27 protein-coding genes, 2 pseudogenes and 1 riboswitch are annotated in these 25,054 nt (G+C 73.6%); of the genes and pseudogenes, 13 read left to right on the top strand and 16 right to left on the bottom strand.

The annotated features are described in order from the left end of the window. Positions 1-112: 112 nt before the first annotated feature. The 3 genes from GA0070623_RS25195 to GA0070623_RS25185 form a co-directional block, all read right to left on the bottom strand. Positions 113-1,492 (bottom strand): glycine--tRNA ligase, encoded by a 1,380-nt coding sequence (locus GA0070623_RS25195; protein ID WP_067307889.1) that lies wholly within the window; start codon positions 1,490-1,492, stop codon positions 113-115. 115 nt (positions 1,493-1,607) lie between these two features. After that, positions 1,608-2,081 (bottom strand): Rv0361 family membrane protein, encoded by a 474-nt coding sequence (locus tag GA0070623_RS25190; RefSeq protein WP_067307963.1) that lies wholly within the window; start codon positions 2,079-2,081, stop codon positions 1,608-1,610. A 189-nt stretch (positions 2,082-2,270) separates the two neighbouring features. Beyond that, positions 2,271-2,612 carry an antibiotic biosynthesis monooxygenase family protein gene (locus tag GA0070623_RS25185; protein ID WP_067307892.1) on the bottom strand — a complete coding sequence of 114 codons (342 nt, stop codon included), beginning with the start codon at positions 2,610-2,612 and terminating at the stop codon, positions 2,271-2,273. 27 nt (positions 2,613-2,639) lie between these two features. Here GA0070623_RS25185 and GA0070623_RS25180 point away from each other — a divergent pair, with 27 nt between their 5' ends. The 7 genes and pseudogenes from GA0070623_RS25180 to GA0070623_RS25150 all read left to right on the top strand — a co-directional run bounded on the left by GA0070623_RS25180 (position 2,640) and on the right by GA0070623_RS25150 (position 8,142). After that, positions 2,640-2,897: a DUF6703 family protein gene (locus GA0070623_RS25180; protein WP_067307895.1), complete on the top strand. Its 258-nt coding sequence runs from the start codon at positions 2,640-2,642 to the stop codon at positions 2,895-2,897. 54 nt (positions 2,898-2,951) lie between these two features. Further along, positions 2,952-3,899 carry a metal ABC transporter substrate-binding protein gene (locus GA0070623_RS25175; protein ID WP_067307897.1) on the top strand — a complete coding sequence of 316 codons (948 nt, stop codon included), beginning with the start codon at positions 2,952-2,954 and terminating at the stop codon, positions 3,897-3,899. Then, positions 3,896-4,657, top strand: coding sequence for a metal ABC transporter ATP-binding protein (locus tag GA0070623_RS25170; protein ID WP_067307966.1), 762 nt, complete (start codon positions 3,896-3,898; stop codon positions 4,655-4,657). The genes GA0070623_RS25175 and GA0070623_RS25170 overlap by 4 nt, the downstream gene beginning before the upstream one ends. A 3-nt stretch (positions 4,658-4,660) precedes the next feature. Then, positions 4,661-5,527: a metal ABC transporter permease gene (locus GA0070623_RS25165; protein ID WP_067307900.1), complete on the top strand. Its 867-nt coding sequence runs from the start codon at positions 4,661-4,663 to the stop codon at positions 5,525-5,527. A gap of 43 nt (positions 5,528-5,570) precedes the next feature. Then, positions 5,571-5,870: pseudogene (locus GA0070623_RS25160) on the top strand (ArsR/SmtB family transcription factor); the annotation flags it as partial. A gap of 70 nt (positions 5,871-5,940) precedes the next feature. Continuing rightward, entirely contained in the window at positions 5,941-6,546 is a 606-nt protein-coding gene (locus GA0070623_RS25155) for a hypothetical protein (protein WP_067307903.1), read from the top strand. Positions 6,547-6,660: 114 nt separating this feature from the next. Then, the gene (locus tag GA0070623_RS25150; RefSeq protein ID WP_067307907.1) at positions 6,661-8,142 is read left to right on the top strand and encodes a cellulose binding domain-containing protein; all 1,482 of its coding nucleotides are present in this window, start codon (positions 6,661-6,663) and stop codon (positions 8,140-8,142) included. 81 nt (positions 8,143-8,223) lie between these two features. Here the strand turns inward: GA0070623_RS25150 and GA0070623_RS31180 are convergent, their stop codons facing one another. Beyond that, positions 8,224-9,495, bottom strand: a complete 1,272-nt coding sequence (locus GA0070623_RS31180; RefSeq protein ID WP_084261290.1) for a cellulose binding domain-containing protein — start codon at positions 9,493-9,495, stop codon at positions 8,224-8,226. Positions 9,496-9,748: 253 nt separating this feature from the next. Between GA0070623_RS31180 and GA0070623_RS30465 the strand changes: the two genes are divergently transcribed. Continuing rightward, positions 9,749-9,916: a hypothetical protein gene (locus GA0070623_RS30465; RefSeq protein ID WP_172898462.1), complete on the top strand. Its 168-nt coding sequence runs from the start codon at positions 9,749-9,751 to the stop codon at positions 9,914-9,916. 180 nt (positions 9,917-10,096) lie between these two features. Here GA0070623_RS30465 and GA0070623_RS25140 read toward each other — a convergent pair whose 3' ends face one another. Then, complete coding sequence (locus tag GA0070623_RS25140; protein ID WP_067307910.1) at positions 10,097-10,600, bottom strand: DUF6328 family protein; 504 nt, start codon at positions 10,598-10,600, stop codon at positions 10,097-10,099. Positions 10,601-10,855: 255 nt separating this feature from the next. Beyond that, positions 10,856-11,683: an alpha/beta fold hydrolase gene (locus tag GA0070623_RS25135; RefSeq protein WP_067307912.1), complete on the bottom strand. Its 828-nt coding sequence runs from the start codon at positions 11,681-11,683 to the stop codon at positions 10,856-10,858. A gap of 158 nt (positions 11,684-11,841) precedes the next feature. After that, a riboswitch (TPP riboswitch) is annotated at positions 11,842-11,947 on the top strand. 75 nt (positions 11,948-12,022) lie between these two features. Between GA0070623_RS25135 and GA0070623_RS25130 the strand changes: the two genes are divergently transcribed. From GA0070623_RS25130 to GA0070623_RS25120, 3 genes are read left to right on the top strand one after another with little or no spacing between them, the layout of a single operon-like run. Next, complete coding sequence (locus GA0070623_RS25130; protein ID WP_067307915.1) at positions 12,023-12,613, top strand: ECF transporter S component; 591 nt, start codon at positions 12,023-12,025, stop codon at positions 12,611-12,613. A gap of 33 nt (positions 12,614-12,646) precedes the next feature. Beyond that, positions 12,647-14,074, top strand: a complete 1,428-nt coding sequence (locus tag GA0070623_RS25125) for an ABC transporter ATP-binding protein (protein WP_067307918.1) — start codon at positions 12,647-12,649, stop codon at positions 14,072-14,074. Continuing rightward, positions 14,071-14,871 (top strand): energy-coupling factor transporter transmembrane component T family protein, encoded by an 801-nt coding sequence (locus GA0070623_RS25120; RefSeq protein WP_067307921.1) that lies wholly within the window; start codon positions 14,071-14,073, stop codon positions 14,869-14,871. The genes GA0070623_RS25125 and GA0070623_RS25120 overlap by 4 nt, the downstream gene beginning before the upstream one ends. A gap of 130 nt (positions 14,872-15,001) precedes the next feature. On the opposite strand, the gene GA0070623_RS25115 is transcribed toward GA0070623_RS25120, so the two are convergent. After that, positions 15,002-15,250 (bottom strand): hypothetical protein, encoded by a 249-nt coding sequence (locus tag GA0070623_RS25115; RefSeq protein ID WP_067307924.1) that lies wholly within the window; start codon positions 15,248-15,250, stop codon positions 15,002-15,004. A gap of 373 nt (positions 15,251-15,623) precedes the next feature. Between GA0070623_RS25115 and gndA the strand changes: the two genes are divergently transcribed. Then, on the top strand, positions 15,624-17,069 hold the full coding sequence (gndA, locus tag GA0070623_RS25110) for an NADP-dependent phosphogluconate dehydrogenase (protein ID WP_067307927.1): 1,446 nt from the start codon (positions 15,624-15,626) through the stop codon (positions 17,067-17,069). A 155-nt stretch (positions 17,070-17,224) separates the two neighbouring features. Here the strand turns inward: gndA and GA0070623_RS25105 are convergent, their stop codons facing one another. From GA0070623_RS25105 to recO, 3 genes are all read right to left on the bottom strand, one after another. Next, positions 17,225-17,413 (bottom strand): hypothetical protein, encoded by a 189-nt coding sequence (locus GA0070623_RS25105; RefSeq protein ID WP_067307930.1) that lies wholly within the window; start codon positions 17,411-17,413, stop codon positions 17,225-17,227. 71 nt (positions 17,414-17,484) lie between these two features. Then, positions 17,485-18,261: an isoprenyl transferase gene (locus GA0070623_RS25100; protein WP_172898556.1), complete on the bottom strand. Its 777-nt coding sequence runs from the start codon at positions 18,259-18,261 to the stop codon at positions 17,485-17,487. A gap of 32 nt (positions 18,262-18,293) precedes the next feature. Continuing rightward, on the bottom strand, positions 18,294-19,151 hold the full coding sequence (recO, locus tag GA0070623_RS25095) for a DNA repair protein RecO (protein WP_067307937.1): 858 nt from the start codon (positions 19,149-19,151) through the stop codon (positions 18,294-18,296). 102 nt (positions 19,152-19,253) lie between these two features. Between recO and GA0070623_RS25090 the strand changes: the two genes are divergently transcribed. Beyond that, the gene (locus GA0070623_RS25090; protein ID WP_231932542.1) at positions 19,254-20,030 is read left to right on the top strand and encodes a DUF4097 family beta strand repeat-containing protein; all 777 of its coding nucleotides are present in this window, start codon (positions 19,254-19,256) and stop codon (positions 20,028-20,030) included. 15 nt (positions 20,031-20,045) lie between these two features. Here GA0070623_RS25090 and GA0070623_RS25085 read toward each other — a convergent pair whose 3' ends face one another. The 6 genes and pseudogenes from GA0070623_RS25085 to GA0070623_RS31175 form a co-directional block, all read right to left on the bottom strand. Beyond that, positions 20,046-21,197: an acyltransferase family protein gene (locus GA0070623_RS25085; protein ID WP_067307943.1), complete on the bottom strand. Its 1,152-nt coding sequence runs from the start codon at positions 21,195-21,197 to the stop codon at positions 20,046-20,048. A gap of 134 nt (positions 21,198-21,331) precedes the next feature. After that, positions 21,332-22,228, bottom strand: coding sequence for a GTPase Era (gene era / locus GA0070623_RS25080; RefSeq protein WP_067307946.1), 897 nt, complete (start codon positions 22,226-22,228; stop codon positions 21,332-21,334). Next, complete coding sequence (locus tag GA0070623_RS25075) at positions 22,225-22,611, bottom strand: cytidine deaminase (protein ID WP_067307949.1); 387 nt, start codon at positions 22,609-22,611, stop codon at positions 22,225-22,227. Before GA0070623_RS25075 ends, era begins: the two co-directional genes overlap by 4 nt. After that, on the bottom strand, positions 22,604-23,986 hold the full coding sequence (locus tag GA0070623_RS25070; protein WP_172898555.1) for a hemolysin family protein: 1,383 nt from the start codon (positions 23,984-23,986) through the stop codon (positions 22,604-22,606). Before GA0070623_RS25070 ends, GA0070623_RS25075 begins: the two co-directional genes overlap by 8 nt. Next, complete coding sequence (gene ybeY, locus GA0070623_RS25065) at positions 23,962-24,435, bottom strand: rRNA maturation RNase YbeY (RefSeq protein WP_067307955.1); 474 nt, start codon at positions 24,433-24,435, stop codon at positions 23,962-23,964. The genes GA0070623_RS25070 and ybeY overlap by 25 nt, the downstream gene beginning before the upstream one ends. Positions 24,436-24,452: 17 nt before the next feature. Continuing rightward, a pseudogene (locus GA0070623_RS31175) lies at positions 24,453-24,812 on the bottom strand (PhoH family protein); the annotation flags it as partial. Positions 24,813-25,054 lie beyond the last annotated feature (242 nt).

Raw genomic sequence — 25,054 nt, 5'->3', positions numbered from 1 at the left:
GAATGCTGGCACGGCCCACCCACCGGCTCAAGGACCGGACGGCCAGAGATCGACGGAACGCACGCCGGCCCCGCTCCGTGGACGGGCGGGGCCGGCACGACGGCGACCGGGGTCAGCAGCCGGGCAGCCGCTCGATCAGGTAGCGCTCGACCTGGTCCAGGGCCACCCGCTCCTGGGCCATGGTGTCCCGGTTCCGCACGGTCACCGCGTCGTCGTCGAGGGTGTCGAAGTCGACGGTGACGCAGAACGGGGTGCCGATCTCGTCCTGCCGGCGGTAGCGGCGACCGATCGCCTGCGAGTCGTCGAACTCCACCACCCAGCGCTTGCGGAGCTGGGCGGCCAGCCCCTTGGCCTTCGGCGAGAGCGCCTCGTTGCGGGACAACGGCAGCACCGCCACCTTGACCGGGGCCAGCCGGGGGTCGAACCGCATCACGGTGCGCTTGTCGACGCCGCCCTTGGTGTTCGGGGCCTCGTCCTCGTCGTACGCCTCCAGCAGGAAGGCCAGCACCGCGCGGGTCAGGCCGGCGGCCGGTTCGATGACGTACGGCACCCAGCGCTCGTTGCGGGTCTGGTCGAAGTACGACAGGTCCACGCCGGAGTGCTTGCTGTGCGTGGACAGGTCGAAGTCGGTGCGGTTGGCCACCCCCTCCAGCTCGGCGAACTCGGTGCCGCCGAACCGGAACCGGTACTCGATGTCGACGGTGCGCTTCGAGTAGTGCGAGAGCTTCTCCTTGGGGTGCTCGTAGAAGCGCAGGTTCTCCTCCGACAGGCCGAGGTCGAGGTACCAGTTCCAACGCTCCTGCAACCAGTACTCGTGCCACTGCTCGTCGGAGCCGGGCTCGACGAAGAACTCCATCTCCATCTGCTCGAACTCGCGGGTGCGGAAGATGAAGTTGCCCGGGGTGATCTCGTTGCGGAACGACTTGCCGGTCTGCGCGATGCCGAACGGCGGCTTCTTGCGGGCCGCGGTCGCCACGTTGTTGTAGTTGACGAAGATGCCCTGGGCGGTCTCCGGGCGCAGGTAGTGCAGGCCCTCGTCGCTCTCCACCGGGCCGAGGTAGGTCTTCATCAGGCCGTTGAACATCTTCGGCTCGGTGAAGGTGCCCTTGTTGCCGCAGTTGGGGCAGTTCAGCTCCTGCAACGAGGTCAGCGGCTTGCCGTGCTTCTCGGCGTACGCCTCCTCCAGGTGGTCGGCGCGGAACCGCTTGTGGCAGGACTGGCACTCGGTGAGCGGGTCGACGAACTCGGCGAGATGGCCGCTGGCCTCCCAGACCCGACGGGCCAGGATGACGGCCGAGTCGAGGCCGACCACGTCGTCGCGCTGCTGGACCATGGCCTTCCACCACTGCCGACGGACGTTCTCCTTCAGCTCCACGCCGAGCGGGCCGTAGTCCCACGCCGACCGGGTGCCCCCGTAGATCTCGCTGGAGGGGAAGACGAAGCCTCGGCGCTTGGCGAGGCTGACGACGGCGTCGATACGGTCGGCTGGCATGTTTCCTCCTACGCCGGCTGGCGGTCGGCGTGGCTTCGAGGTGGGTGGGACCGGACGGTCCGGGACAACGGTACGACCAGCAGCGCCCCGGACCCAGCAGAATACCGGTGCCGGCTCAGCTCACCCCGCAGACCTCCATGCCGCCGGTCTGCTGGTCGGCGGCGAGGGTGACCTGCTGGGTGCCCCGCCCGCCGCCGCTGAAGGTGACGTCGACGGGCACGGTCAGGGTCTGCGGGTCGACGTCGCCGACCCGGTAACTGGCGACCGCCGGCTCCTCGGCGACCCGGCGGGTGAACTCGCCCCGGGACTCCCGCCGCCGGGCGTCGTCGCAGAGCTTCTCGTACGCCCTGCCGTACTGCTTGTCGACCAGTGCCCGGTAGTAGTCGTCGGTGACCGCCTGGCCCTGTTCCTCGATCGCCTGCACGTTGCTGACCACCAGCCCGACGGCCGCCGCGCCACCGCCGCCGCAGCAGATCACCAGGGCCAGCGCCCCGACGCCGAGCCCCAGCCAGAGCCGCTTGCGGCCACCCTCGGTGGGCGGGGCGGCGAACGGCGGTGCCACTCCCGGGCCGGGGGGCGGAGCGGGCACCCCCGGGTCACCGGTCGGGGTGGGCATCCCGGTGGCCCCGGGCGGGTCGAACGTCCCCGCGGCCCCCGGCGGGGCGGGCACGCCCGGGGCGGCCGGCGGCGGGCTGCCGCCCGGGCCGGGTGTCGCGGGGTGCGGCGGTGGGGCTGCCGGGCCGGGAGCGGTCATAGGAGCAGGGTAGTGCCCCCGGGCTCAACGCTGCGGACGCGCGGCCCGATCGCTCTCCACGACCACCACCTCGCCCTCGGGGGCGGCGCCGGCCAGCGTCTCGTACGCCGAGGGCTCGTCGAGCGACTCGGCGAGCAGCGGCACGGCGGTGATCTTGACGTCGAAGCCGCCGAGCGCCCGGCGGTAGGTCCCGACCGACTCCCATTCGGTGAGCAGGCACCAGTGCCGGGGGTCGTCGAGGGCGCGCAGCAGCTCGCCGCGCCGGTAGCCGGGGCGGGCGGCGAGCGCGGCCAGCGCGGCGTGCGCCCGGACGGTGAAGTCGTCCGCCGCCTCGACGGCGACCACGAACCGGTTGGTGACCAGCACCGGGTTCCTCCTCGTAGAGTCTGTGGGATGCAGCCTACGCAGCGCCCCCTGTTGGTCCGGTTGGCCCGGGTGAACCCGACGTCGGTGTTCCTCGCCGCCCTGGCGCTGGTGCTGGTGGCGCTCTTCGCGCCCGGCCCGGTCGGCGGGGTGCTGCTGTTGGCGCTGGCCACCGGGCTGGTCTACCTGCTGGCCGTCACCTGGCCGGTGCAGGCGCCGCAGACCCGGGTGCTCCGGTTGGTGATGGTGACGCTGCTGGTCACGGTGGCCCTGGTCAAGATCTTCTGACATGCACGCATGCGTTTTTGACAATCATTCTCGTTTTCACGGACAGTTGCCGACATGACCGCCCGTACCCTCCCCCGCGCCCTGACCGCCGCCGCCACCGCCCTGCTCGTCCTGGCCGGCGGGACCGCCTGCTCGACCTCGCAGGCCGGAGCCGACCCGGACCGGGTGGACGTGGTCGCCGCCTTCTACCCCCTCCAGTACGTCGCCGAGCGGGTCGGCGGCGGCGCGGTCACCGTCACCAACCTGGCCAAGCCGGGCGCCGAACCGCACGACCTGGAGCTCAACCCCCGGCAGGTCGGCCAGGTCAGCGACGCCGAGCTGGTCTTCTACCTCAAGGGCTTCCAGCCGGCGGTGGACGAGGCCGTCGCGCAGAACGCCGCCGACCGGGCCCTCGACGTGACCACCGTCGTGCCGCTGCGCGACGCGGCGGCCGGCGGACACGACCACGAGGGTGAGGACGGTCACGCCGAGGAGGAGGACGGCGGCAAGGACCCGCACCTCTGGCTGGACCCGACCCGGCTGGCCACCGTCGCCGACAAGCTCGCCGAACGGCTCGGCGCCGTCGACCCGGACCGGGCCGCCGACTACACCACCCGGGCCCGGACACTGCGCGGCGAGCTGGACAAGCTCGACGCCGAGTACACCGCCGGCCTGGCAACCTGCCAGCGCCGGGAGATCGTGGTCAGCCACGCCGCCTTCGGCTACCTCGCCGAGCGTTACCGGCTGGAGCAGATCGGCCTCACCGGGCTCACCCCGGACACCGAGCCCGCCCCGCAGCGGCTGGCCGAGGTCGCCCGGGAGGCCCGCGAGCACAAGGCCACCACGATCTTCTTCGAGACGCTGGTCAGCCCGAAGGTCGCCGAGACCATCGCCGCCGAGGTCGGCGCGAAGACCGCGGTGCTCGACCCGATCGAAGGGCTCTCCACTGACGGGGGTGGGGACTACCTTTCGGTGATGCGCGCGAATCTGACCACGCTCCGTACCGCCCTGGGGTGCTCGTGACCACACCCGTGATCCAGGTCGGGCACGCCTCGGTCGGCTACGACGGCCGACCGGTGCTGCGGGACGTCTCGTTGACGGTCACCGCCGGCGAGGTGGTGGCGGTGCTGGGGGCCAACGGCTCCGGCAAGTCCACCCTGATCCGCGCCGTGCTCGGGCTGGTCCCGCTCGGCACCGGCACGGTCACGCTGTTCGGCGTCCCGCAGCGGCGGTTCCGGCAGTGGCACCGGATCGGGTACGTCCCGCAGCGGCTCGGCGCCGGCAGCGGCGTGCCGGCCACCGTCCGGGAGGTGGTCGCCTCCGGGCGGCTGGCCCGCCGGGGGGTGCTGCGCCCACCCGGCCGCGCCGACCGGGCCGCGGTCGCCGCGGCGCTGCGCGCGGTCGGGCTCGCCGACCGGGCCGGTGACCCGGTGGCCACCCTCTCCGGCGGCCAGCAGCAGCGCACCCTGATCGCCCGCGCCCTGGCCGGCGAGCCGGAGCTGCTGGTGCTCGACGAGCCGACCGCCGGGGTCGACGCGGCCAGCCAGGAGGCGTTCGCCGGGGCGCTGCACGACTTCCTCGGCACCGGGGGCACCGTGCTGCTGGTCGCCCACGAGCTGGGGCCGCTGCGTCCGCTGATCAGCCGGGCCGTGGTGGTGCACCAGGGCGGCGTCTGTCACGACGGCGCGGTGCCGGAACCGGCCGGGCACCACGCCGAGCCCGACCACGACCACGTGCACCCGCACGGTCCCGAGGAGCCCGCCGGGCTGTGGAGCAGCTGAACGATGGACCTCTTCCAGTACGACTTCATGCAGCGGGCGCTGCTCGGCGCGCTGGTGATCGGGCTGACCGCCCCGGCGCTCGGCATCTACCTGGTGCAGCGACGGCTGGCCCTGATCGGTGACGGCATCGGTCACGTCGCGCTCACCGGCGTCGGCGCGGGCCTGCTGCTCAACCGCTCGCCGGTGCTGGTGGCGGTGGTCGCGGCAATCCTCGGCGCGGTCACCATCGAGCTGGTCCGGGCCCGCGGGCGCACCTCCGGCGACCTGGCGCTGGCGCTGCTGTTCTACGGCGGCATCGCCGGTGGTGTGATGCTGGTCGGCCTCTCCGACGCCAGCAGCGCCAACCTCAACGCCTACCTGTTCGGGTCGCTCACCACCACCTCTCCCGCCGACCTGACCACCATCGCGGTGCTCGGCGCGACCATCGCGGTGCTGATGCTGGCGCTGCGCCCGGCGCTCTTCGCGGTCTGCCACGACGAGGAGTACGCCCGGGTGGCCGGGCTGCCCGTCCGGGCGCTGAACCTGCTGCTGGCGGTCGCCACCGCGGTCACCGTCACCATCGCCATGCGCGCCGTCGGCGTGCTGCTGATCAGCGCCCTGATGGTGGTCCCGGTGGCCACCGCGCAGCAGGTCACCCGGGGCTTCCGCAGCACCATGACGGCGGCCATGGCGCTCGGCCTGTTCGCCGCCGGGGCGGGGATCTGGGTGGCGGCCACCGCCGACACCGCCCCCGGCGCCTCGGTGGTGCTGCTGGCGATCGCGTCCTTCCTGGTGGTGGCGTTGGCCGCCGCTGCCTGGCGGGTGCTGCGCCGCCGGTCCGCCCCGGTGGTGGCCGGCACGCCGGAGCCGCACGAGGTGGTGCTCCGGTGACGCCGACCGGTGCGTCGTCACCGGTATTGGTTACCGTTACGGGGTGACCGGCACCCACGGCTACGACGCCTTCGAGGGCGCGGGCGAGCTGCTCCGGGCGCTGTCCGCCCCGATCCGGCTGGCCATCGTCAGCGAGCTGGCCCAGGGTGAACGGTGCGTGCACGAGCTGGTCGAGCAGCTCGGCGCACCGCAGCCGCTGGTCTCCCAGCACCTGCGGGTGCTGCGCGGCGCCGGAGTGGTGCGGGGATCCCGACGCGGCCGGGAGATCGCCTACGCCCTGGTCGACGAGCACGTCGCGCACATCGTGGCGGACGCGGTCAGTCACGCCGGGGAGGGGGCGTCACCTTCCGGCGAGCCGGCGGCCGGCCGTACGGGGGGTGCCGGGCGGCCCGCGTCGTGGCACGCTGTCGGCCGTGAAGATCTACGCTGACCGTTTTCCGGTCGCCCTCCGTCAGTTCCTCACCGACCTGCTCGTCGTCGTCTGGGTCTACGCGGCGGTCCGCTTCGCGCTGTGGCTGTACGACCTGGTGGAGAAGCTCGCCGTACCGGGGCGGAAGCTGGAGGGGGCCGGCGGTGGACTCGCCGACAACCTGGCCGACGCCGGCGGCAAGGTGGGCCGGGTGCCGCTGGTCGGCGACGAGCTGACCGGGCCGTTCACCAAGGCCGCCGACGCCGCCCGGGCGATGGCCGAGGCGGGCCGTGACCAGCAGGAGCTGGTCGGCCAGCTCGCCCTGGCGCTGAGCGTCGCGGTGCTGGTCTTCCCGCTCGGGCTGGTGCTGTTCGGCTGGCTGCCGCTGCGGCTGCGCTGGATGCGTCGGGCGGCCTCGGCGAAGGCGCTCGCCGCCGGCCCGGCCGGTCGGGACCTGCTGGCGCTGCGCGCGCTGACCAGCCAGCCGCTGCGCCGGCTGACCAGGATCGATCCGGACGTGGCCCAGGCGTGGCGGCGCGGCGACGACGCCACCGTCGACGCGCTCGCCGCCCTGGAGCTGCGTCGACTCGGCCTGCGCGGCGGCCGTTAGGCACCGTCACCTGTTGTGTCCCCCCGGCCCGCAGGCTTAGATGATGGTAAATGTCTTAGGTCTGCAGGCCGTCGGCGTGCGTCGGCACGGACGGCCCGGAGAGGGAGCGTCCCCATGCCCGTGTCCCGCAGTCGGTCGATCCTCGCGGCGGGAGCCGCCGGGGTGGTGGCGGTGCTGGCCGCCACCCTCATCGGCCTGCCCCCGGCCAGCGCCGCCACCGGTGACGGCTCCCCCACCGACGCGAACATCGCCTTCGTCGGTCGCTGGGACCGCAGCAACAGCACCGCGTACGTGCCGAACTGGGCCGGTGCCTACCTCAAGACCGGGTTCACCGGCACCACCGTCAAACTGCGGCAACGCCGCACCATCGACCTCTACTACAGCATCGACGGGGCCGACTTCCGGTACCTGACCAACGTCAGCGGCACGGTGAACCTGACCCCCACCCCGCTGCGCGCCGGCAACCACACGCTGGTGGTGTCGTACCGGGTGGTCGCCGGCTCCTACACCGGGGACGCGGTGTTCCAGGGGCTCACCCTCGACTCCGGCGCGCGTACCCTGCCGGCGGCGGTCCGGCCCCGGCTGATCGAGTTCGTCGGCGACTCCATCACCCTCGGCACCACCTCGTCACGGACGGCGCTGACCGCGTACGGGTGGCTGACCGGGGAGCAGCTCGGCACCGAGCACACCCAGCTCGGCTACGGCGGAGGCTGCCTGGTGGCCACCGCCGACGGCTGCGTCAGCGTGGCCACCCAGTTCCTCCGCACCGGGTACGCGGCGAACAGCCCCGCCTGGGACTTCAGCCGCTACCAGGCGGACGCCGTGGTGATCAACCTGGGCACCAACGACCGCAGCCACGGGGTGAGCGGCGCGGACTTCCAGAACCAGTACGCCACCTTCATCCGTACCGTGCGGGGCAGGTACCCGCGCGCGGCGATCTTCGCGCTGCGCACCTTCAGCGGCCGGTACGCCGCCGAGACCGCCGCCGCCGTCACGGCGGTCACCGGGGGCGGCGACCGCAACGTGTTCTACGTGGACACCACCGGCTGGCTGCCCGCCGACGGGCTCAGCGACTCGGTGCACCCCAACGACGCCGGCCACCGGGCGATCACGGCCCGCCTCGCCCCGGTCATCGCCGCGCAGCTGTCCACCACCCCGACGCCGACCCCCACCACCGTGCCACCCACCACCACCACGCCCCCGGTGACCACCCCGCCGGTGACCACCGCACCGCCCAGCACCACGCCCCCGGTGACCACCCCGCCGGCCGGCGGCACCGGCTGCGCCGTCGGGTACGCGGTCACCGGGCAGTGGCAGGGTGGCTTCCAGGGCGAGGTGACGATCCGCAACACCGGCGCGGTCCCGGTCGACGGCTGGACGCTCCAGTGGACGTTCGCCGACGGCCAGCGGGTCAACCAGGCGTGGAACGCCAGCTACACGCAGAGCGGCGGCACCGTCCGGGCGACCAACGCCGGTTGGAACGGCACGATCGCGGCCGGCGGGTCGGTCAGCTTCGGCTTCCTCGCCGACGTCGCCGGCACCAACAACCGCCCCACCGGGTACGCCCTCAACGGCACCGCCTGCGCGCTCTCCTGACCGCCACCCGTGGTCCGTCGCCCGGGGGCGACGGACCACGGCACCGGCGGCCACGGTGCGGTCCGGCCGGACCGCGTACCGTCACCGCAGGTAGGCCGCGAGACCGAGCTGCTGGTTGCGCAGCGCGGTGGCCACCACGCCGGCGATCTGCCGGGCACCCGCCGTCTCGAAGTGGGTGTGGTCGGCGCAGAAGAACGCGCCGACCGCGCCCGAGTTGTAGTCGCCGTTGTTGGGGCAGAGCCGCAGCGTGTTGTAGAGCGTGTAGCTCAGCTTGTGCAGGTCGATGACGGGGACGTTGTTGGCCCGGCCCGCGTCGAACGTCTCGGTGAGGAAGCCCCGGTTGCCGACGGCGGTGCTGCCCGAGCAGGTGATCGCGGCGGCCGGGGTGAGGAAGACCGGGTACGCGCCGCGCTGCTGGGCCGCCCGGGCCATCACCCCGAGCAGCTCCTTGTAGCGGGCCGAGCCGACGTGCCGGTTGCAGGTGGTGCTGCCGTCGTTGATGCCGAACTGGATGAACAGGTAGTCGCCGGCCTTCATCCCGCCGTTGGCGTTCAGCATGGCCTGCCAGCGGGTCGAGTAGGTCTGCGGGCTGACCACGCACTCGCCGGCCGAGTTCATCGTGGTGGTGACGTTCGGGTCGTACAGCCAGGTCTGGATGCTGCGTCCGCCGACCGCGCTGTTCACCACCGTCGCGTTGCCGTTGAGGTACTGGCCGAACTGGTTGCCCCAGCCGACCGGGCAGACGCCGCTGGACGAGGGGTTGGCGACCGTGGAGTCGCCCGCCAGCCACACGGTGACCTTGGCCTGCGTCGAGGGGGTCGGGGTGGGCGTGGGCGTCCGGGTCGGGGTCGTCGTCGGCGTGGGCGTCGGGGTCAGGGTCGGCGTGGGGGTGGGGGTCGACGGGGTGGACGGTGGCGGGCAGGGCGTGGCGGTCGGCGTCGCCCCGGTGCAGGAGACCCCGTTGAGCGCGAACGCGGTGGGGACCGGGTTCGCGGTGGTCCACCCGCCGTTGAAGCCGAAGCTGACGCCGGCCCCGGTCGCGATGGCGGCGTTGTACCCGGCGTCCTTCGCGCTGACCGCCGTCCCGTTCTGGGTGACCGTCGCGTTCCACGCCTGGGTGACCTGCTGTCCGCTGGCGAAGGCCCAGGTGAGCGTCCAGCCGGAGACCGGGTCGCCGAGGTTGGTGATGGTGACGTCCGCCCCGAAGCCGCCCTGCCATTCGCTGGTGACCTTGTAGTCGACCCGGCAGCCGGCCGCCGCCGCCCCGGCACCGGCCGCGACCGCCACCCCGCCGGCGAGGACCGCCAGCGTGATCACGCCCAGTCCGGCGACCCGTCGTCGCGCTGCTCTCATGGTCCACTCCTCGTCGCTGGTGCCGGCCCGCCCCCAGCTGGACGGCTGCCGCGCCCGGCAACGAGGGCAGGGCCGGTGACGCACCCGGGGCAGGAAGAGATAATAATCGATACTACTCGATGCCGATCCGCGCACCGCGTCCCCTGATCAGCCACGACGGGTGGATCCGACGCACCGGGGTGGGTGCCGCCGGGCCGTGGGGCGGTCACGGTCGGCCGCCGGGCACCGGCACCGGCTCGTCTAGGGTGGTGCGGTGCTCTACTTCCTGATCGTCATCGCCGTGCTGCTGCTGGCGTACGCCGCCGTGCTGGTCAGCTTCGTCCGGCGCGGACGCAAGATCCCGCCGCAGGCGTACCTGGTGCTGGCCCTGCTCAACGGGCTCATCCTGGCGGCCGTGCTGGCCTGGGCCGTCGCCCGCTGACGCACCCGCCGACACACACCGGCCGCCACGCGCCGGCCACCGCCACACGCCGGCCCGCCACGCGCCGGCCACCCGCCACACGCCGGAGACCCGGCCACCCGCCACGCGTCGGGGGCTCACCCCGGCCACCGTCGGCCCGGGTGAGCCCCCGGCCCACACCATCCACCACCCCACGCAGGGTCAGTCGCCGTTCAGCACCACCGGGTCGTCATCGTCGTCGTCGATGTCGTCCTCGCCCCAGTTACGCCGGACGAACGGCAGGACCACCCAGAACGTCAGGAACCACAGGCCGGTGATCACGGTGAGCACCACGGCGATGCCGGTGTCGAGCACGAAGTCGGCGATCAGCAGGACCGCGCTCACCATGGCGACCAGCATGAAGGCCAGGCCGCCGGTCGCCATCCGGTGGGCGAAGCGGACCAGCTCCGGCTTGCGACCCTGGCGGAACAGCGCCCGGTGGAAGGCGACCGGCGAGATGATCATCGCGGTGGCCGCGGCGGCGGACAGCAACGCGAGAATGTAGACGTCCCTCTGGAACTCGCTCGTCCGGGTGAAGCCGTTGCTGAACGGGAGGGTCAGCAGGAAGGCGAAGAGGATCTGCACGCCGGTTTGGGCGACCCGCAGCTCCTGGAGCAGATCGGCGAAGTTGCGCTGCCAGCGCTGCTTCTCGGATTCCTTCGACACGCGCTACCTCCGGGTGAGACGTACGGCCGGCGGGGGCGTCCCCGTCGGCAGCAACGCCTGTGCCCCATCGATACCTGACCGAAACCGATTCACGATCCCCGCTCCGCAAGATCGTGCTCGATCCATGTCGTAGTGGCCTCCCTCCGCACGGATACCACTACTACCGGGATCGAGCACCACTACTACCGGGATCGAGCACAACTACCGGGATCGGGCACTACCGGGATCGGGCGTGACCCCGCTGTCCGGCAGAGGTCAGCCGGCCCCGCGCACCCGGGCCAGGATCGCCTCGGCCAGCGGCCCCGGGGCACGGTCGGGAATCCAGTGGCTGACCCCGGCCAGCACCACGAACCGGTAGTCCCCCGACACGTGCCGGGCGCAGGCCTGCGCGGCGGTACGCCCGACCGCCACGTCCCGGTCGCTCCACACGTAGCTGGTCGGCACCGGCACCGGGCCGACCTCCTTCAGGTCCCGCCCCGCCATCGCCCGGTACCAGTTCAGTGCCCCGGTCAGCGCGCCCGGCAGCAGCATCGGCCCGGCGTACCGGGCCACCCGGGCGGAATCGCCGACGCCCGCCAGCAACCGGCGCAGCACCGCCCCCCGCCAGGCCAGCAGCACCCTCTCCGCCAGGCCCGCCCGGCGGAACAACGCCATGTACGCCGAGCGCGCCCGCTGCGCCCGGTCGGCGGTCAGCGCGTACCCGAAGGCCGCCGGATGGGGCACCGAGACCGCGGTGAGGGTACGCACCCGCTCCGGGTGCCGGGCGGCCAGCGCCCAGGCGACGATCGCGCCCCAGTCGTGCCCCACCACGTGCGCGGCGTCGACGCCCAGCGCGTCCAGCACCGCCACCGCGTCGGCGACCAGCTCCGGCAGCCGGTACCCGGCCACCCCGGCGGGCCGGGCGTCGGGCGAGTAGCCCCGCTGGTCCGGGGCGTAGGTGCGCAGCCCGGCGGCGTGCAGGGCGGGCACCACCGCGTCCCACTCCCCGCCGTGCTGGGGGAAGCCGTGCAGCAGCACGACCGCGCCACCATCGGGGCCGCCCGCCCGAACGTCGAACGTCAGCCCCCGCGCCGGTACCCGCATGACCGGCAGCCTACCCAGCCCCGACGGTGCCGCACCCCGGGCGGACGCCCGCCGGTGGTCGGCGGACCCGGACGCCCGGCGGACCGGGACGAATGCCGGGAACCGTGGCCTGCTGGGTCGTCGCCGCAGGTCGGTGCTAGCGTCTGCCGAGACAACTTCACATCCGACAGGGGAGCGCACAGCGCTGAGAGTGCGGGCACCGCCCGCAGACCCTCGAACCTGATCTGGGTAATGCCAGCGCAGGGAGTTCGGTCGACCTCCAGCCGCGCCGCCGTCCGGCAGCAACCGGGCGCGGCGTGCGTCTTCTCCTGGTTCGCTCGCTGGACTGGGAGTACCGACATGCAGCACACCGACAGCAACCGGTGGCGCACCATCGACATCGTGGTCGCCGCCGTGATCGCCGTGGCCTTCGGCGTCATCTTCTGGGCCTGGGGCCTGGTCTGGAAGGCCGCCGACCCGGCGTTCGCCGCCGCACCGGCCAGCCAGGCGGTGATGTACGGCGTCTGGCTGGTCCCCGCGGTCCTCGGCGGCCTGGTGATCCGCAAGCCCGGGGCGGCCCTGTTCTGCGAGGCCGTCGCCGCCACCGTCTCCGCGCTGCTCGGCGCGGAGTGGGGCGGGGTCACCATCGTCCAGGGGCTGATCCAGGGGCTCGGCGCGGAGCTGGCCTTCGCCGCGTTCCGCTACCGGTCGTACCGGCTGCCGGTGGCGGTGCTGGCCGGCGCGCTGACCGGGCTGAGCGCCGCCCTGTTCGACTTCTTCGTCTGGAACGCGGAGTACGCGCTGACCAGCTACCGCCTGCCGTACGCGGCACTGACCGTGGTGAGCGCCGCCGTGGTCGCCGGGCTCGGCGGCTGGTACCTCACCCGCGCGCTGGCCGAGACCGGGGTGCTGGACCGCTTCCCCGCCGGGCGTGACCGCAGCCTGGTCTGACCCTCCCCTGGCGACCATGGAGGTGCCGGCGACGTGGCGAGTGTGAGGCTGGCCGGCTTCGGCTGGCGGCACGCCGGGCGGCGGGCCTGGGCGGTACGCGGGGTGGACCTGCGCGTCGACCACGGCGAACGGGTGCTGCTGCTCGGTCCCTCCGGGGCCGGCAAGAGCACCCTGCTGGCCGCGCTGGCCGGGCTGCTGCCGGCGGACTCCGGCGAGCAGGAGGGCACCGTCGAGGTCGACGGCCTCGATCCGGCCAAGGCCCGCGAGCGGGTCGGCACCGTGTTCCAGGACCCGCAGTCCCAGCTGGTGATGGCCCGCAGCGGCGACGACGTGGCGTTCGGCCTGGAGAACCGGGGGGTGCCCGGCGACGAGATCTGGCCCCGGGTGGACGAGGCGCTGCGCCGGGTCGGCTTCCCGTACCACCGGGACCGGCCCACCGCCGCGCTGTCCGGCGGCGAACAGCAGCGGCTCGCGCTGGCCGGCGTGCTGGCGCTGCGCCCCGGGCTGCTGCTGCTCGACGAGCCGACCGCCAACCTCGACCCGGCCGGCGCGGAGCTGGTCCGCCGGGCGGTGGCCGGCGCGCTGGACGCCGACACCACCCTGGTCCTGGTCGAACACCGGGTCGCCGACGCGCTCGCCCTGGTCGACCGGGTGGTGGTGCTGGCCCCCGGCGGCGGGGTCCGGGCCGACGGGCCACCGGAGGCGGTCTTCGCCGCCCACGGTGCCGCGCTCGCCGCCGACGGCGTCTGGGTGCCCGGCCACCCCACCGTGCCCCGGCGGGCCGCCGGGCCGCCGGGCGCGGAGCTGCTCACCGTCGACCGGCTCGGCCTGCCGCCCCGGCTGGCCCCCACCGACCTGGTGGTACGCGCCGGCGAGGCGCTCGCCGTCCGGGGCCCCAACGGGGCCGGCAAGTCCACCCTGGCCCTGCTGCTCGGCGGCCTGCTCCGCCCCGGCACCGGCCGGTCCACCGCCACCGCCGCGCTGGCCGGCGGGGACACCCGCACGCCCCCGCACCGGTGGCGGGCCGCGGCCCTGACCGGCCGGATCGGTTCGGTGTTCCAGGATCCGGAGCACCAGTTCGTCACCGGCACCGTCCGCGACGAGCTGGCCCTCGGCCCGCGCCGGACCGGCCGCCCGGAGACCGCCGTCCGGGCCACCGTCGACGGGTTGCTGGAGCGGCTGCGGCTGACCCGGCTCGCCGGGGCCAACCCGTACACCCTCTCCGGCGGGGAGGCCCGCCGGCTCAGCGTGGCGACCGCCCTGGCCACCGCGCCCCGGCTGCTGATCTGCGACGAACCCACCTTCGGCCAGGACCGCCGGACCTGGGGCGAGCTGGTCGACCTCTTCGCCGACCTGCGCGACGGCGGGCACGGCGTCGTCTGCGTCACCCACGACGTGGACTTCGTGGCCGCGCTCGCCGACCGGACGGTCACCCTGCACTCCGCCCGGGAGGGGTCGTGATCGGCCTCGGACCCGTCGCGACGCCCGGTGCGCCGCTGGCCCGGCGCAACCCGGTGGCGAAGCTGGCCGCCGGGCTGGTCTTCTCGTTCGTCCTGGTGGCCAGCCTCGATCCGGTGGCACCGGCGGTCGCGATCACCGTCGAGTTGGCGCTGCTGCCGCTGTTCGGCATCCGCTACCGGGTGCTGGCCCGCCGCGCCCTGCCGCTGCTGGCCGGCGCGGTCGGCGTCCTGGTCACGCTGGTCCTGTTCGCCGCCGACCGGTCCGGCCCGGTGCTGTGGGCGGCCGGGCCGCTGCTGGTCACCTCGGGGGTGCTGGTCACCGCGCTCGGCCTGGTGCTGCGGATGTTCGCGGTGGCCCTACCGGGCGTGATCGTCTTCGCCACCACGGATCCGACCGACCTGGCCGACGCGCTGGTCCAGAACGCGCGGGCACCGGCCCGGTTCGCGATCGGCGCGCTGGCCGCGTTCCGGCTGGTGCCGCTGCTCGGGCTGGAGTGGCAGATGTTGACCATGGCCCGCCGGGCCCGGGGGGTGGACGCCGGCCGCAACCCGCTGGCCCGGCTGCGGCTCTTCGTCTCGACGGCGTTCGCCCTACTGGTGGGCGCGATCCGGCGCGGCACCCGGCTGGCGGTGGCGATGGACGCCCGGGGCTTCGACGCCGGTTTCCCGCGCACGGTGGCCCGCCGGCAGGTGTTCGGCCCGGCCGACTGGCTGCTGATAGTGGGGGCCGCCGTGCTGGCCGGCGGGGCGCTCGCGGTGAGCGTGACGCTCGGCACCTTCCGCCCCCTGATCGGCTGACCGTCACGACGGCGGGCACCCCGGCGCACCAGCGGCGTCACGGCGGACCGGACACCGCTGGTGCTCCGGGGCGTGCACCGCGCACCGCTGGTGCGCCGGGCGTGCACCGCTCACCCGGCCCGTGGCCCGGTCAGCTCCGCCGGAAGGCGTACCGGCGGTTCTGGCCCTGGACGGTGGTGGAGCCGGCCCGGACCGACCGGGCCGACCGCGCCCGGGACGGCGGCGGCGGGGTCGACCGGGTGCCGGCCTGCGCCGGCGCGACGGCCAGCGGGACCGGATCCGCGGGCGTCACGGTGAGCGCCGCGAGCACCGCCGGATCCACCTCCAGCGGGGCGGTTCCGGGACGGCGGGACTTCTTCGGACTGCGCTTGGTGGGCATACGCTGCCTCCTTCTGGGTGCGGAGGACCACACCGGCCCGCGGACGGCGGGCGGGCGGGCGACGGACAGGGATCGGCCTCGGACGCCGCCCACCCGACACCCCTGCGACGGGACGGTGGAAGACGCGGACGCCCGAGCACGCGGACCCGCGGCCACGGCGGCGGGTCGGCTCTCAGAAAGGGCGTCAGATACGCATGCCGTCACGCTAACCGACCCGGCCGGCCGGCGCACCCGCTTTTCCGCCCGACGCCCGGCACCGTGCCGGCGTGCCGACGCGACCACCCTGTGACACTGGGTGGACGGCGGCTGCCGGCCCTCGGGCGCGCACGATACCGTCGCAGCACACAGGTGACGTGAGAGGTGGCGGGTACGGATGACGCAACAGGCGACGGCGCAGATCGGCGTGACCGGGCTGGCGGTGATGGGTCGCAACCTGGCCCGGAACCTGGCCCGGAACGGGTTCACCGTGGCGGTGCACAACCGCTCCCCGGAGCGCACCCGCAGCCTGGTGGCCGAGCACGGCGACGAGGGCACCTTCGTGCCGTCGGAGTCCCTGGCGGACTTCGTCGGCTCGCTGGAGCGGCCCCGCGCGGTGATCGTCATGGTCAAGGCGGGTGCCCCCACCGACGCGGTCATCGACGAGCTGGTGCCGCTGCTGGAGGAGGGCGACATCGTCGTCGACGCCGGCAACGCGCACTTCGCCGACACCCGTCGCCGGGAGGAGACGCTGCGCGAGCACGGGCTGCACTTCGTCGGCACCGGCGTCTCCGGGGGCGAGGAGGGCGCGCTGCTCGGCCCGAGCATCATGCCGGGCGGCTCGGCGGAGTCCTACCAGAAGCTCGGGCCGATGTTCGAGAAGATCGCCGCGCAGGTGGACGGCGTCCCATGCTGCCAGCACGTCGGCCCCGACGGCGCCGGCCACTTCGTCAAGATGGTCCACAACGGCATCGAGTACGCCGACATGCAGCTCATCGCCGAGGCGTACGACCTGCTGCGGGCCGGGCTGGGCGCGACCCCGGCGGAGATCGCGGAGATCTTCCGGGAGTGGAACACCGGCGAGCTGGAGTCGTTCCTCATCGAGATCACCGCCGACGTGCTGGCGCACACCGACGCCGCCACCGGCAAGGCGTTCGTCGACGTGGTGCTCGACCAGGCCGAGCAGAAGGGCACCGGCCGCTGGACGGTGCAGATCGCCCTCGACCTGGGCATCCCGATCACCGGCATCGCCGAGGCGACCTTCGCCCGGTCGCTGTCCGGGCACGCCGGCCAGCGTGAGGCGGCCCGCCGCACCTTCGGCGACGCGGGCGAGAAGTGGCAGGTCGAGGACCGGGACGCCTTCGTCGAGGACGTCCGCCGGGCACTGCTGGCCAGCAAGATCGTCGCGTACGCGCAGGGCTTCGACCAGATCCGGGCCGGCAGCCGCGAGTACCACTGGGACATCGACCTGGGCGGCACCGCCACCATCTGGCGGGGCGGCTGCATCATCCGGGCGCGCTTCCTGGACCGCATCCGGGAGGCGTACGACTCGCAGCCGGAGCTGCCGACGCTGCTGGTCGCGCCGTACTTCGCCGACGCGGTGAGCGACGGCGTGCCGAGCTGGCGGCGGGTGGTGGCGGACTCGGCGCGGGCCGGCGTGCCCACCCCGGCCTTCTCCTCGTCGCTGGCCTACTTCGACGCGCTGCGCGCGGAGCGGCTGCCGGCGGCCCTGATCCAGGGCCTGCGGGACAACTTCGGCGCGCACACCTACCACCGGGTCGACCGGGAGGGCGCGTTCCACACCCTGTGGGCGACCGCCGACCGCGCCGAAGTGGCCGGCTGACCCACCACACCTTCCCGGCGTGCCGCGGTGTCCCCCGCCGGCCCCGCACCAGTGCCACGCGAACGCCCCGCCGTCCCGGTGACAACCGGGTGGCGGGGCGTTCGCCGTGAGGTCGGTGGTGACCGCTGGTCACCGGGGAAGCCGGTGCCGGGTGGTCACCAGAACCGGCGACGCCGGGCGGCCTTGCGGGGGCGCAGCACGTCGGCGCCCCGGGTCAGCATCCGGCTCACCCCGCTGGGTCCACGCCGGGACTCCAGGGTGTGGCTCAGCCGACGGGCACCGGCCGCGGCCAGCGGCACGGCGACCGCCATGACCGCCCACTGTGCGATCCGCTTCTGAATCATGAGTGCTCACCTCCGCGATTGGCTGGTCACCAGGGGATACCCCGTCGGTGAGATCACCAACCGTGGTCCGGTCAGCGCGGTGGGGCGACCGGGTTGGGCAGCGCGCCGCCGAAGCGGCGGTCCCGCTGGGCGTACAGCTCGCAGGCGTACCAGAGGTGGCGACGGTCGAAGTCCGGCCAGAGGGTGTCCAGGAACACCAGCTCCGCGTACGCCGACTGCCAGAGCATGAAGTTGGAGATCCGTTCCTCGCCGGACGGGCGCAGGAAGAGGTCCACCGCGGGGACCTCCGGGTGGTAGAGGTACTTCGCCACGGTCTTCTCGGTGACCCTGTCCGGGTCGAGCCGGCCGGCGGCCACCTCCCGGGCGATCGCGGCGGCGGCGTCGGCGATCTCGGCCTGGCCGCCGTAGTTGACGCAGAACTGGAGGGTCAGCGTCGAGTTGCCCCGGGACATCTCCTCGGCGGTCTGCAACTCGGCGATGACGCTCTTCCACAGCCGACCGGCCCGCCCCGACCAGACCACCCGCACCCCCAGGTCGACGAGCTGGTCGCGGCGGCGGCGGATGACGTCCCGGTTGAAGCCCATCAGGAACCGGACCTCGTCCGGCGAGCGCCGCCAGTTCTCGGTGGAGAAGGCGTACGCCGACAGATAGGGCACGCCCAGCTCGATCGCCCCCTCGACGGTGTCGAAGAGGCTGTACTCGCCCTGCTCGTGGCCCTTGGTGCGGGGCAGGCCGCGCTCCTTGGCCCAGCGGCCGTTGCCGTCCATCACCACCGCGACGTGCTTCGGCAGCGCCTCGGCGGGCAGCACCGGCGGCCGGGCGCCCGACGGGTGCGGCGTCGGCGGCACCGGCTCCCGCCGGCCGGCCCTCAACGATCGGATCACTCGGTCATCTCCTTGTCCCCACCCTGCACACCGACGTGCCCACCCTCCACACCGGCCCGGGGCGGTCGCCCCGGACCGCCGCCCGTCGGGCCGCCCCGGTCGACCAGCGGCAGCGAGCGTAGCGCGCGTTCCAGGTGCCACTGCAGGTGCGCCGCGACCAGGCCGCTGCACTCCCGGCGTACCCCGGTCTCGGTGGCGTCGGCGACCTGCCAGTCGCCGCTGGTGAGCGCGGACATCAGGTCGATGGTGGCCGGCGCGGGGTGGGCCGCGCCGGGTGGCCGGCAGTCCGGGCAGACCGCACCCCCGGCCGGCACGGAGAACGCCCGGTGCCGCCCCGGGGTGCCGCAGACCGCGCAGGCGGTCAGCGCGGGTGCCCACCCGGCCAGGGTCATCCCCCGCAGCAGGTACGCGTCGAGCACCAGCGTGGTGGCGTGTTCGCCCCGGGACAGCGCCTTGAGCGCGCCGAGGGTGAGCTGGAACAGCCGCAGCGACGGCTCCCGCTCGACCGGGGTGAGGCGCTCGGCGGTCTCCGCGATAGCGCTGGCCGCCGTGTACCGGGGGTAGTCCCCGAGGAAGCGCTTGCCGTACAGGTCGATGCCCTCGACCTGGCTGACGCTGTGCAGCGAGCTGCCGGTGTTGCCCTTCGGGTCACCGGCGAGCTGGAGGTCGACGTGGCCGAACGGCTCCAGCCGGGCGCCGAACTTGCTGGTGGTGCGGCGTACCCCCCGGGCCACCGCGCGCAACCGGCCGTGCCGGCGGGTCAGCAGGGTGATGATCCGGTCGGACTCGCCCAGCTTCTGCACACGCAGCACCACCGCGTCGTCGCGGTAGAGCTGTCGGCGGTACCCGGCCATCGGGCCATTCTCCCTCGGGGTGGGAAATCAGGGTCGGCTCGGGGTGGCCCGGCGCTTCGCCCCGGATGTGCGGCAGGTGGGGGCGGTCGTAGGTTGCTGGGCATGGCTCATCCCCGCAGCATGGTCGCCCTGGGTGCGACCGCCGCCCTCATCCTCGCCACCGGGTGCGACACGCTGGCGTTCCGGCGGCTGGACTTCGACACCACCGAGCCGGCGAAGATCGCCCGGATCACCGTCCGGCCCGGTTCCGGGGACGTGGCGGTCCGCGCCACCGGTCCGGCCACCGGGGTACGCGTCAAGCGGGTGCTGCGCTACCAGGGGGAGCAACCCGACACCACGTACGAGATCACCGGTGACGAGTTGGTGCTGGACACCGAGTGCGGTCCCCGCTGCTCGGTGTCGTACGACGTGACCGCCCCGCCGGGGGTACGGGTGCAGGGCGAGGCGGGCTCCGGTGAGGTGGAGCTCAGCAGGACCGGGTCGGTCGACTTCACCCTCGGTTCGGGCGACATCCGGGTCGTCGACGTCACCGGCCCGGTGCGGGTGGAGACCGGATCGGGCAATATCGAGGTGGTCAACGTCACCGGCCCGGTCGACCTGCGGGCGTCGTCCGGCGACGTCACCGGGACCAGGCTGGGCGGCGAGGTCTCCGCCGAGACCAGCTCCGGCAACATCACCCTCACCCTGGCCAAGCCGGCCTCGACGCGGGCGCACGCGGGCAGCGGGGACGTCGAGCTGACCGTGCCGACCGGCCGGTACCGGGTGAAGGCGGACGTCGGCTCGGGGGACACCGAGATCGGGGTCACCAATGACCCGGGCGCACCGCTGCTGCTGGACCTGGCGACCGGCAGCGGGAACGTGACCGTCGTGCAGCGCTGAGCCGGCCGACGTGTCTCACCGGGCCTCGACGGCCCCCGGTCCGGGCACCCGGGGGCCGGGCACGGCGGTGGCCCGCTCGCCACCGGGCGACACCGGGTCCGGCGACACCGCCGGGCCGGGCGACACCGGCTCCGGCCGGGACGACCGACGGCCGGGGGCCGGATCGGGGCGACCACCGGGGACCAGCTCGGGGCGGCGGCCGGCGGCCACGTCCTCCACCCAGCCGACCAGCAGGGTCACCACGCCGACCAGCAGGAAGACCAGCACCACCCGGATCGCCAGCCCCCACGGGTCGCGGGGTGACCAGCCCACCAGGCCCACCAGCGGGGTGAGTGCCACCACGAAGGGCATGTGCCACAGGTAGACGGTCAGCGCCCGCCGGTTCGTGAACGTCACCAGCCGGCCGAAGGCGCGGTTGCGGTCCACCCAGGCGGCGGCGGCCGGGGCACGACCGATCACCACCAGGATGAACGCCGCCGACCACAGGGCGTTGCCCAGCGGGATGTCGTTGAGGTCGTAGCCGCGCGGTCCGGGGTGGCTGAGGATCCAGGCCCCGCCGGCTCCGGCCAGCAGCACCGCCACCGGCACCAGCACCCGGTCGGCCAGCCGGCGCAGCATGCCGTCGTGGTGGGCGAAGCCGAGCAGCCAGGCGCCGAAGTAGAGACCGAAGTCGCGCGGCACCGCCGAGGTGGTCGGCAGGATGCCCACCTCGATCGCGACCAGCAGCAGGTAGGGGGCGGCCAGGGTGGGCAGCGGCGCGCGGCGGAAGAGCCACAGTGCCGCCGGGGAGGCGAGCACGAACCACAGGTAGTCCCGCAGGTACCAGATCGGGCTGAGCGCGAGCCCACCCCAGTAGTTGGCCGGCGGGTCGGTGACCGGGAACAGCCACAGCAGCACCCGGGGGGTGAACACCAGCCCGGTGAGCAGCATGGCCGGCACGAAGACCATCGCCACCACCCAGAGCGAGGGCAGCAGGCGGCGCAGCCGACGCCGTAGCGCGGCCCCGCCGGACCGGTCCAGCGACGCCGCCATCAGCGACCCGGCCAGCGCGAACATGATCGACATGGCCGGGAAGACGAGCGTCAGCGTGGCCAGTCCGGTGACGTGGTAGACCACGACCCGGACGATGGCCAGGAAACGGAGCAGGTCCAGATATCGGTTACGCATCAGGCTGCATCTATGTGGGGGGCGGGATGAAGGACCCCTACCCTGCGCACCCGACCTGTGAAACAGCTGCTAATGAGGCCCTGACGTGAAAATTCCCATATCAGTCCCCGACCTACCCCCGGCCGCCGACCGGCTCAGAAACCCAGCTTGCGCAGCTGCTTCGGGTCGCGCTGCCACTCCTTCGCCACCCGCACGTGCAGATCCAGATAGACCCGGGTGCCGAGCAGCTCCTCGATCTGCCTACGGGCGGTGGTGCCGACCTCCTTGAGCCGGCTGGCCCGGTGGCCGAGCACGATCGCCTTCTGGCTGGGCCGCTCCACGTAGAGGTCGGCGTAGATCTTGGTGAGCTGACCCTCCGGGATCATCTCCTCCACCACCACGGCGATGGAGTGCGGCAGCTCGTCGCGGACCCCCTCCAGCGCCGCCTCCCGGATCAGCTCGGCGACCAGCACCTGCTCCGGCTCGTCGGTGAGCATGTCGTCCGGGTAGAGCTGCGGCGACGGCGGCAGGTGGCCGGTCATCACGTCGACCAGGGTGTCCACCTGGTGCCCGGAGACCGCGCTGACCGGCACCACGGCGGCGAAGTCACCCAGCTCGCTGACCGCCAGCAACTGCTCGGCCAGCCGTCGCTTGTCGACCAGGTCGGTCTTGGTGACCACGGCGAGGACGGTGGCCTTCAGCTCGCTCAGCTCGCCGCTGATGAACCGGTCGCCTCGGCCCACCGGCTCGTCCGCCGGAATGCAGAGGCCGATCACGTCGACCTCCGTCCAGGTGGTGCGGACCAGGTCGTTGAGGCGCTCGCCGAGCAGGGTGCGCGGCCGGTGCAGACCCGGGGTGTCGACCAGCACCAGCTGCGACTCCGGCCGGTGCAGCACCGCCCGGATGACGTGCCGGGTGGTCTGCGGCTTGTTCGAGGTGATCGCGATCTTGGTGCCCACGATCGCGTTGGTCAGCGTCGACTTGCCGGCGTTCGGCCGTCCGACGAAACACCCGAAACCCGCCCGGTACGGCCGCTGCTCCACCCCGGTCACTCGACCACCGTGCCGAGGACGGTCCCGTCCGGCGCGGCCACGTGGATCGGCGCGTCGGCGGCCAGGTCCCGGACCGCGGCGTGACCCGCCCCGTCCAGCGTCGACGCCTCGGTCACCACCACCGCCGCCTCCAGCCGGGTCGCCCCGGCCGCCGCCGCCGACGCCACCGCGAGCTGGAGCGCCGTCACGGTCAACGAGGGCAGTGCGACGCTCGCCGCGGCGTACGTCCGACCGTCCTGGTCGCGGACCGCCGCGCCCTCCACGGCGGCCACCCGGGCCCGGGCGCCACGGGCCAGCACGACCAGCTTGCCGTCCTCGGCGCTCAACTCGGCCGGGTCGGACGGGGTGGGCCGGGCGGCCGGCACGGCGGGTGTCTCAGGCATCGGCGGGTTGCCTCTCCTCGGCGCTGTTCTGGTGGTCACGGGAATCGGGGCCGCCGGTCGACGGCACCCGGCTGACCAGCACACTGTCTATCCGGTTACGCCGGCCGGTGGTGCCCTCGGCGACCAGCTTCAGGCCGGCCACCTCGGCGTCGGCACCCGGGATCGGCACCCGGCCCAGGGCCTGGGCCAGCAGTCCGCCGACCGTCTCCACCTCGTCGGTGGGCAGCTCGGTGTCGAACAACTCGCCCAGGTTCTCCACCGGCAGCCGGGCGGTGACCCGGACCGCGCCGTCGGCCAGGTGCTCCACCGGCGGGCGCTCGACATCGTACTCGTCGGTGATCTCGCCGACGATCTCCTCCAGGATGTCCTCGATGGTGACCAGCCCGCCGGTGCCGCCGTACTCGTCGACGACGATGACCAGGTGGTTGCGGGCGGCCTGCATCTCCGACAGCAGGTCGTCGACCGGCTTGGACTCCGGCACGAAGGTGGCCGGTCGCATCAGCTCGGCCACCGGGGTCTGGTGCGCCCGCAGGTCGCCACCCCGGGTACGCCGGATGAGGTCCTTGAGGTAGAGCACGCCGAGCACGTCGTCGACGCTCTCGCCGATCACCGGGATCCGGGAGAAGCCGGAACGCAGGAACAGCGCCAGCGCCTGGGAGAGCGTCTTGCCCTCCTCGATCCACACCATCTCGGTGCGCGGCACCATCACCTCGCGGGCGATGGTGTCGCCGAGCGCGAAGACGGAGTGGATCATCTGCCGTTCGCCGTGCTCCACCACGCCCCGCTGCTCGGCGAGGTCGACCAGCTCGCGCAGCTCGACCTGGGTGGCGAACGGCCCCTCCCGGAAACCGCGCCCCGGGGTGACCGCGTTGCCGATCAGGATCAGCAGCGAGGCGAGCGGGTTGAGCGCCCGGCCCAGCCAACGGACCAGCGGCGCCACCGCCCGGCCCACCGCGTAGGCGTGCTGCCGGCCCAGGGTGCGCGGGGCCACCCCGACCACCACGAAGCTGACCACGGTCATCGCCCCGGCGGTCACCAGCGCCGCCCGCCAGCCGGCACCGAAGCTGTCCACCGCCACCAGGGCGACCAGGGTGGTAGCGGTCAGCTCGGCGAGCAGCCGGAGCAGCAGCAGCAGGTTGAGGTGGCGGACCACGTCACCGGCGACGGCCTGGAGGGTACGCGCCCCGCGCGCACCGTCGCGGGCCAGCTCGGCGGCACGGGCCGGGGAGACCGCGGCCAGCGCGGCCTCGGTCATCGCGATCAGACCGGCGAGCACCACCAGCCCGGCCGCGAAGAAGATCAGCTGGAGATCGGGAAGGCCGGCGGTCGGGCCGGCCGCGACTATGTCCATCACCGGGACCGGGTCGACCGCCAGCTGGCCAGCAGCCGGGCCTGGAGGGCGAACATCTCCCGCTCCTCCTCCGGCTCGGCATGGTCGTAGCCGAGCAGGTGCAACACGCCGTGCACGGTGAGCAGGTGCAGCTCGTCGGCGGCGCTGTGCCCGGCGGTGGCCGCCTGCTTGGCCGCCACCTCCGGACAGAGCACGATATCGCCGAGCAGGGCCGGCTCACCGCCGGCCGTGGCGCTCTCCCCCGGGCCGTGGTCGACACTGCCCTCGTCCATGGGGAAGGCGAGCACGTCGGTCGGGCCGTCGCCGCCCATCCAGCGATGGTTCAGCTCGGTCATGTACCCGATGTCGACCAGCAGCACTGACAGCTCGGCGAGCGGGTTGACCCCCATCTCGTCGAGGGCGTGCCGGGCCACGGCGAGCACCGCGTCGGTGTCGACCTCGGCACCGGACTCGTTGGCGATCTCGATGGACACTGTCTTCCTCTGCTCGGTTAGCGGCGCCGGCCGGCCCGGCCGCCCTGGGCGGTCCGCCCCGGCACGGCGTGCACGCCCTGCGCCTGCTGGTTCTCCCGCTCGTCCCAGCGGGCGTACGCGTCGACGATCTCCCCGACCAGCCGGTGCCGCACCACATCCGAGCTGGAGAGCTGGGCGAAGTGCACGTCCTCGACGTTTGCCAGGATCTCCCGGACCACCCGCAGCCCGCTGGCCGTCCCGCCGGGAAGGTCCACCTGGGTGACGTCACCGGTCACCACGATCTTGGAGCCGAAGCCGAGCCGGGTGAGGAACATCTTCATCTGCTCGGGCGTGGTGTTCTGCGCCTCGTCCAGGATGATGAACGCATCGTTGAGGGTGTTGTGGGTGACCAGGAAGTCGTCGGTGACATACAGCGAGTCCTCCGCCGCGACCTGGATGCACATCGTCTCCTGCACCCCGGCCGGGATGATTGAGTCGATGAACCGCATCGGCCGTCCGCTGCCGTGCTCGTCGTACCGCTGGCGCTTGCGGGCCAGCCGAAACGGCGGCACACCGGCCGGCAGCCGGATCTCCACGACGTAGGCGTCGGCGCGGTGCGGAACCGGATGCCCGTTGGCCC

It is taken from the genome of Micromonospora rifamycinica (genome assembly GCF_900090265.1).
Lineage (GTDB): Bacteria > Actinomycetota > Actinomycetes > Mycobacteriales > Micromonosporaceae > Micromonospora > Micromonospora rifamycinica.
Note: the sequence above shows the minus strand (reverse complement) of the source record. Positions and strands in the feature narration are given on the sequence as shown.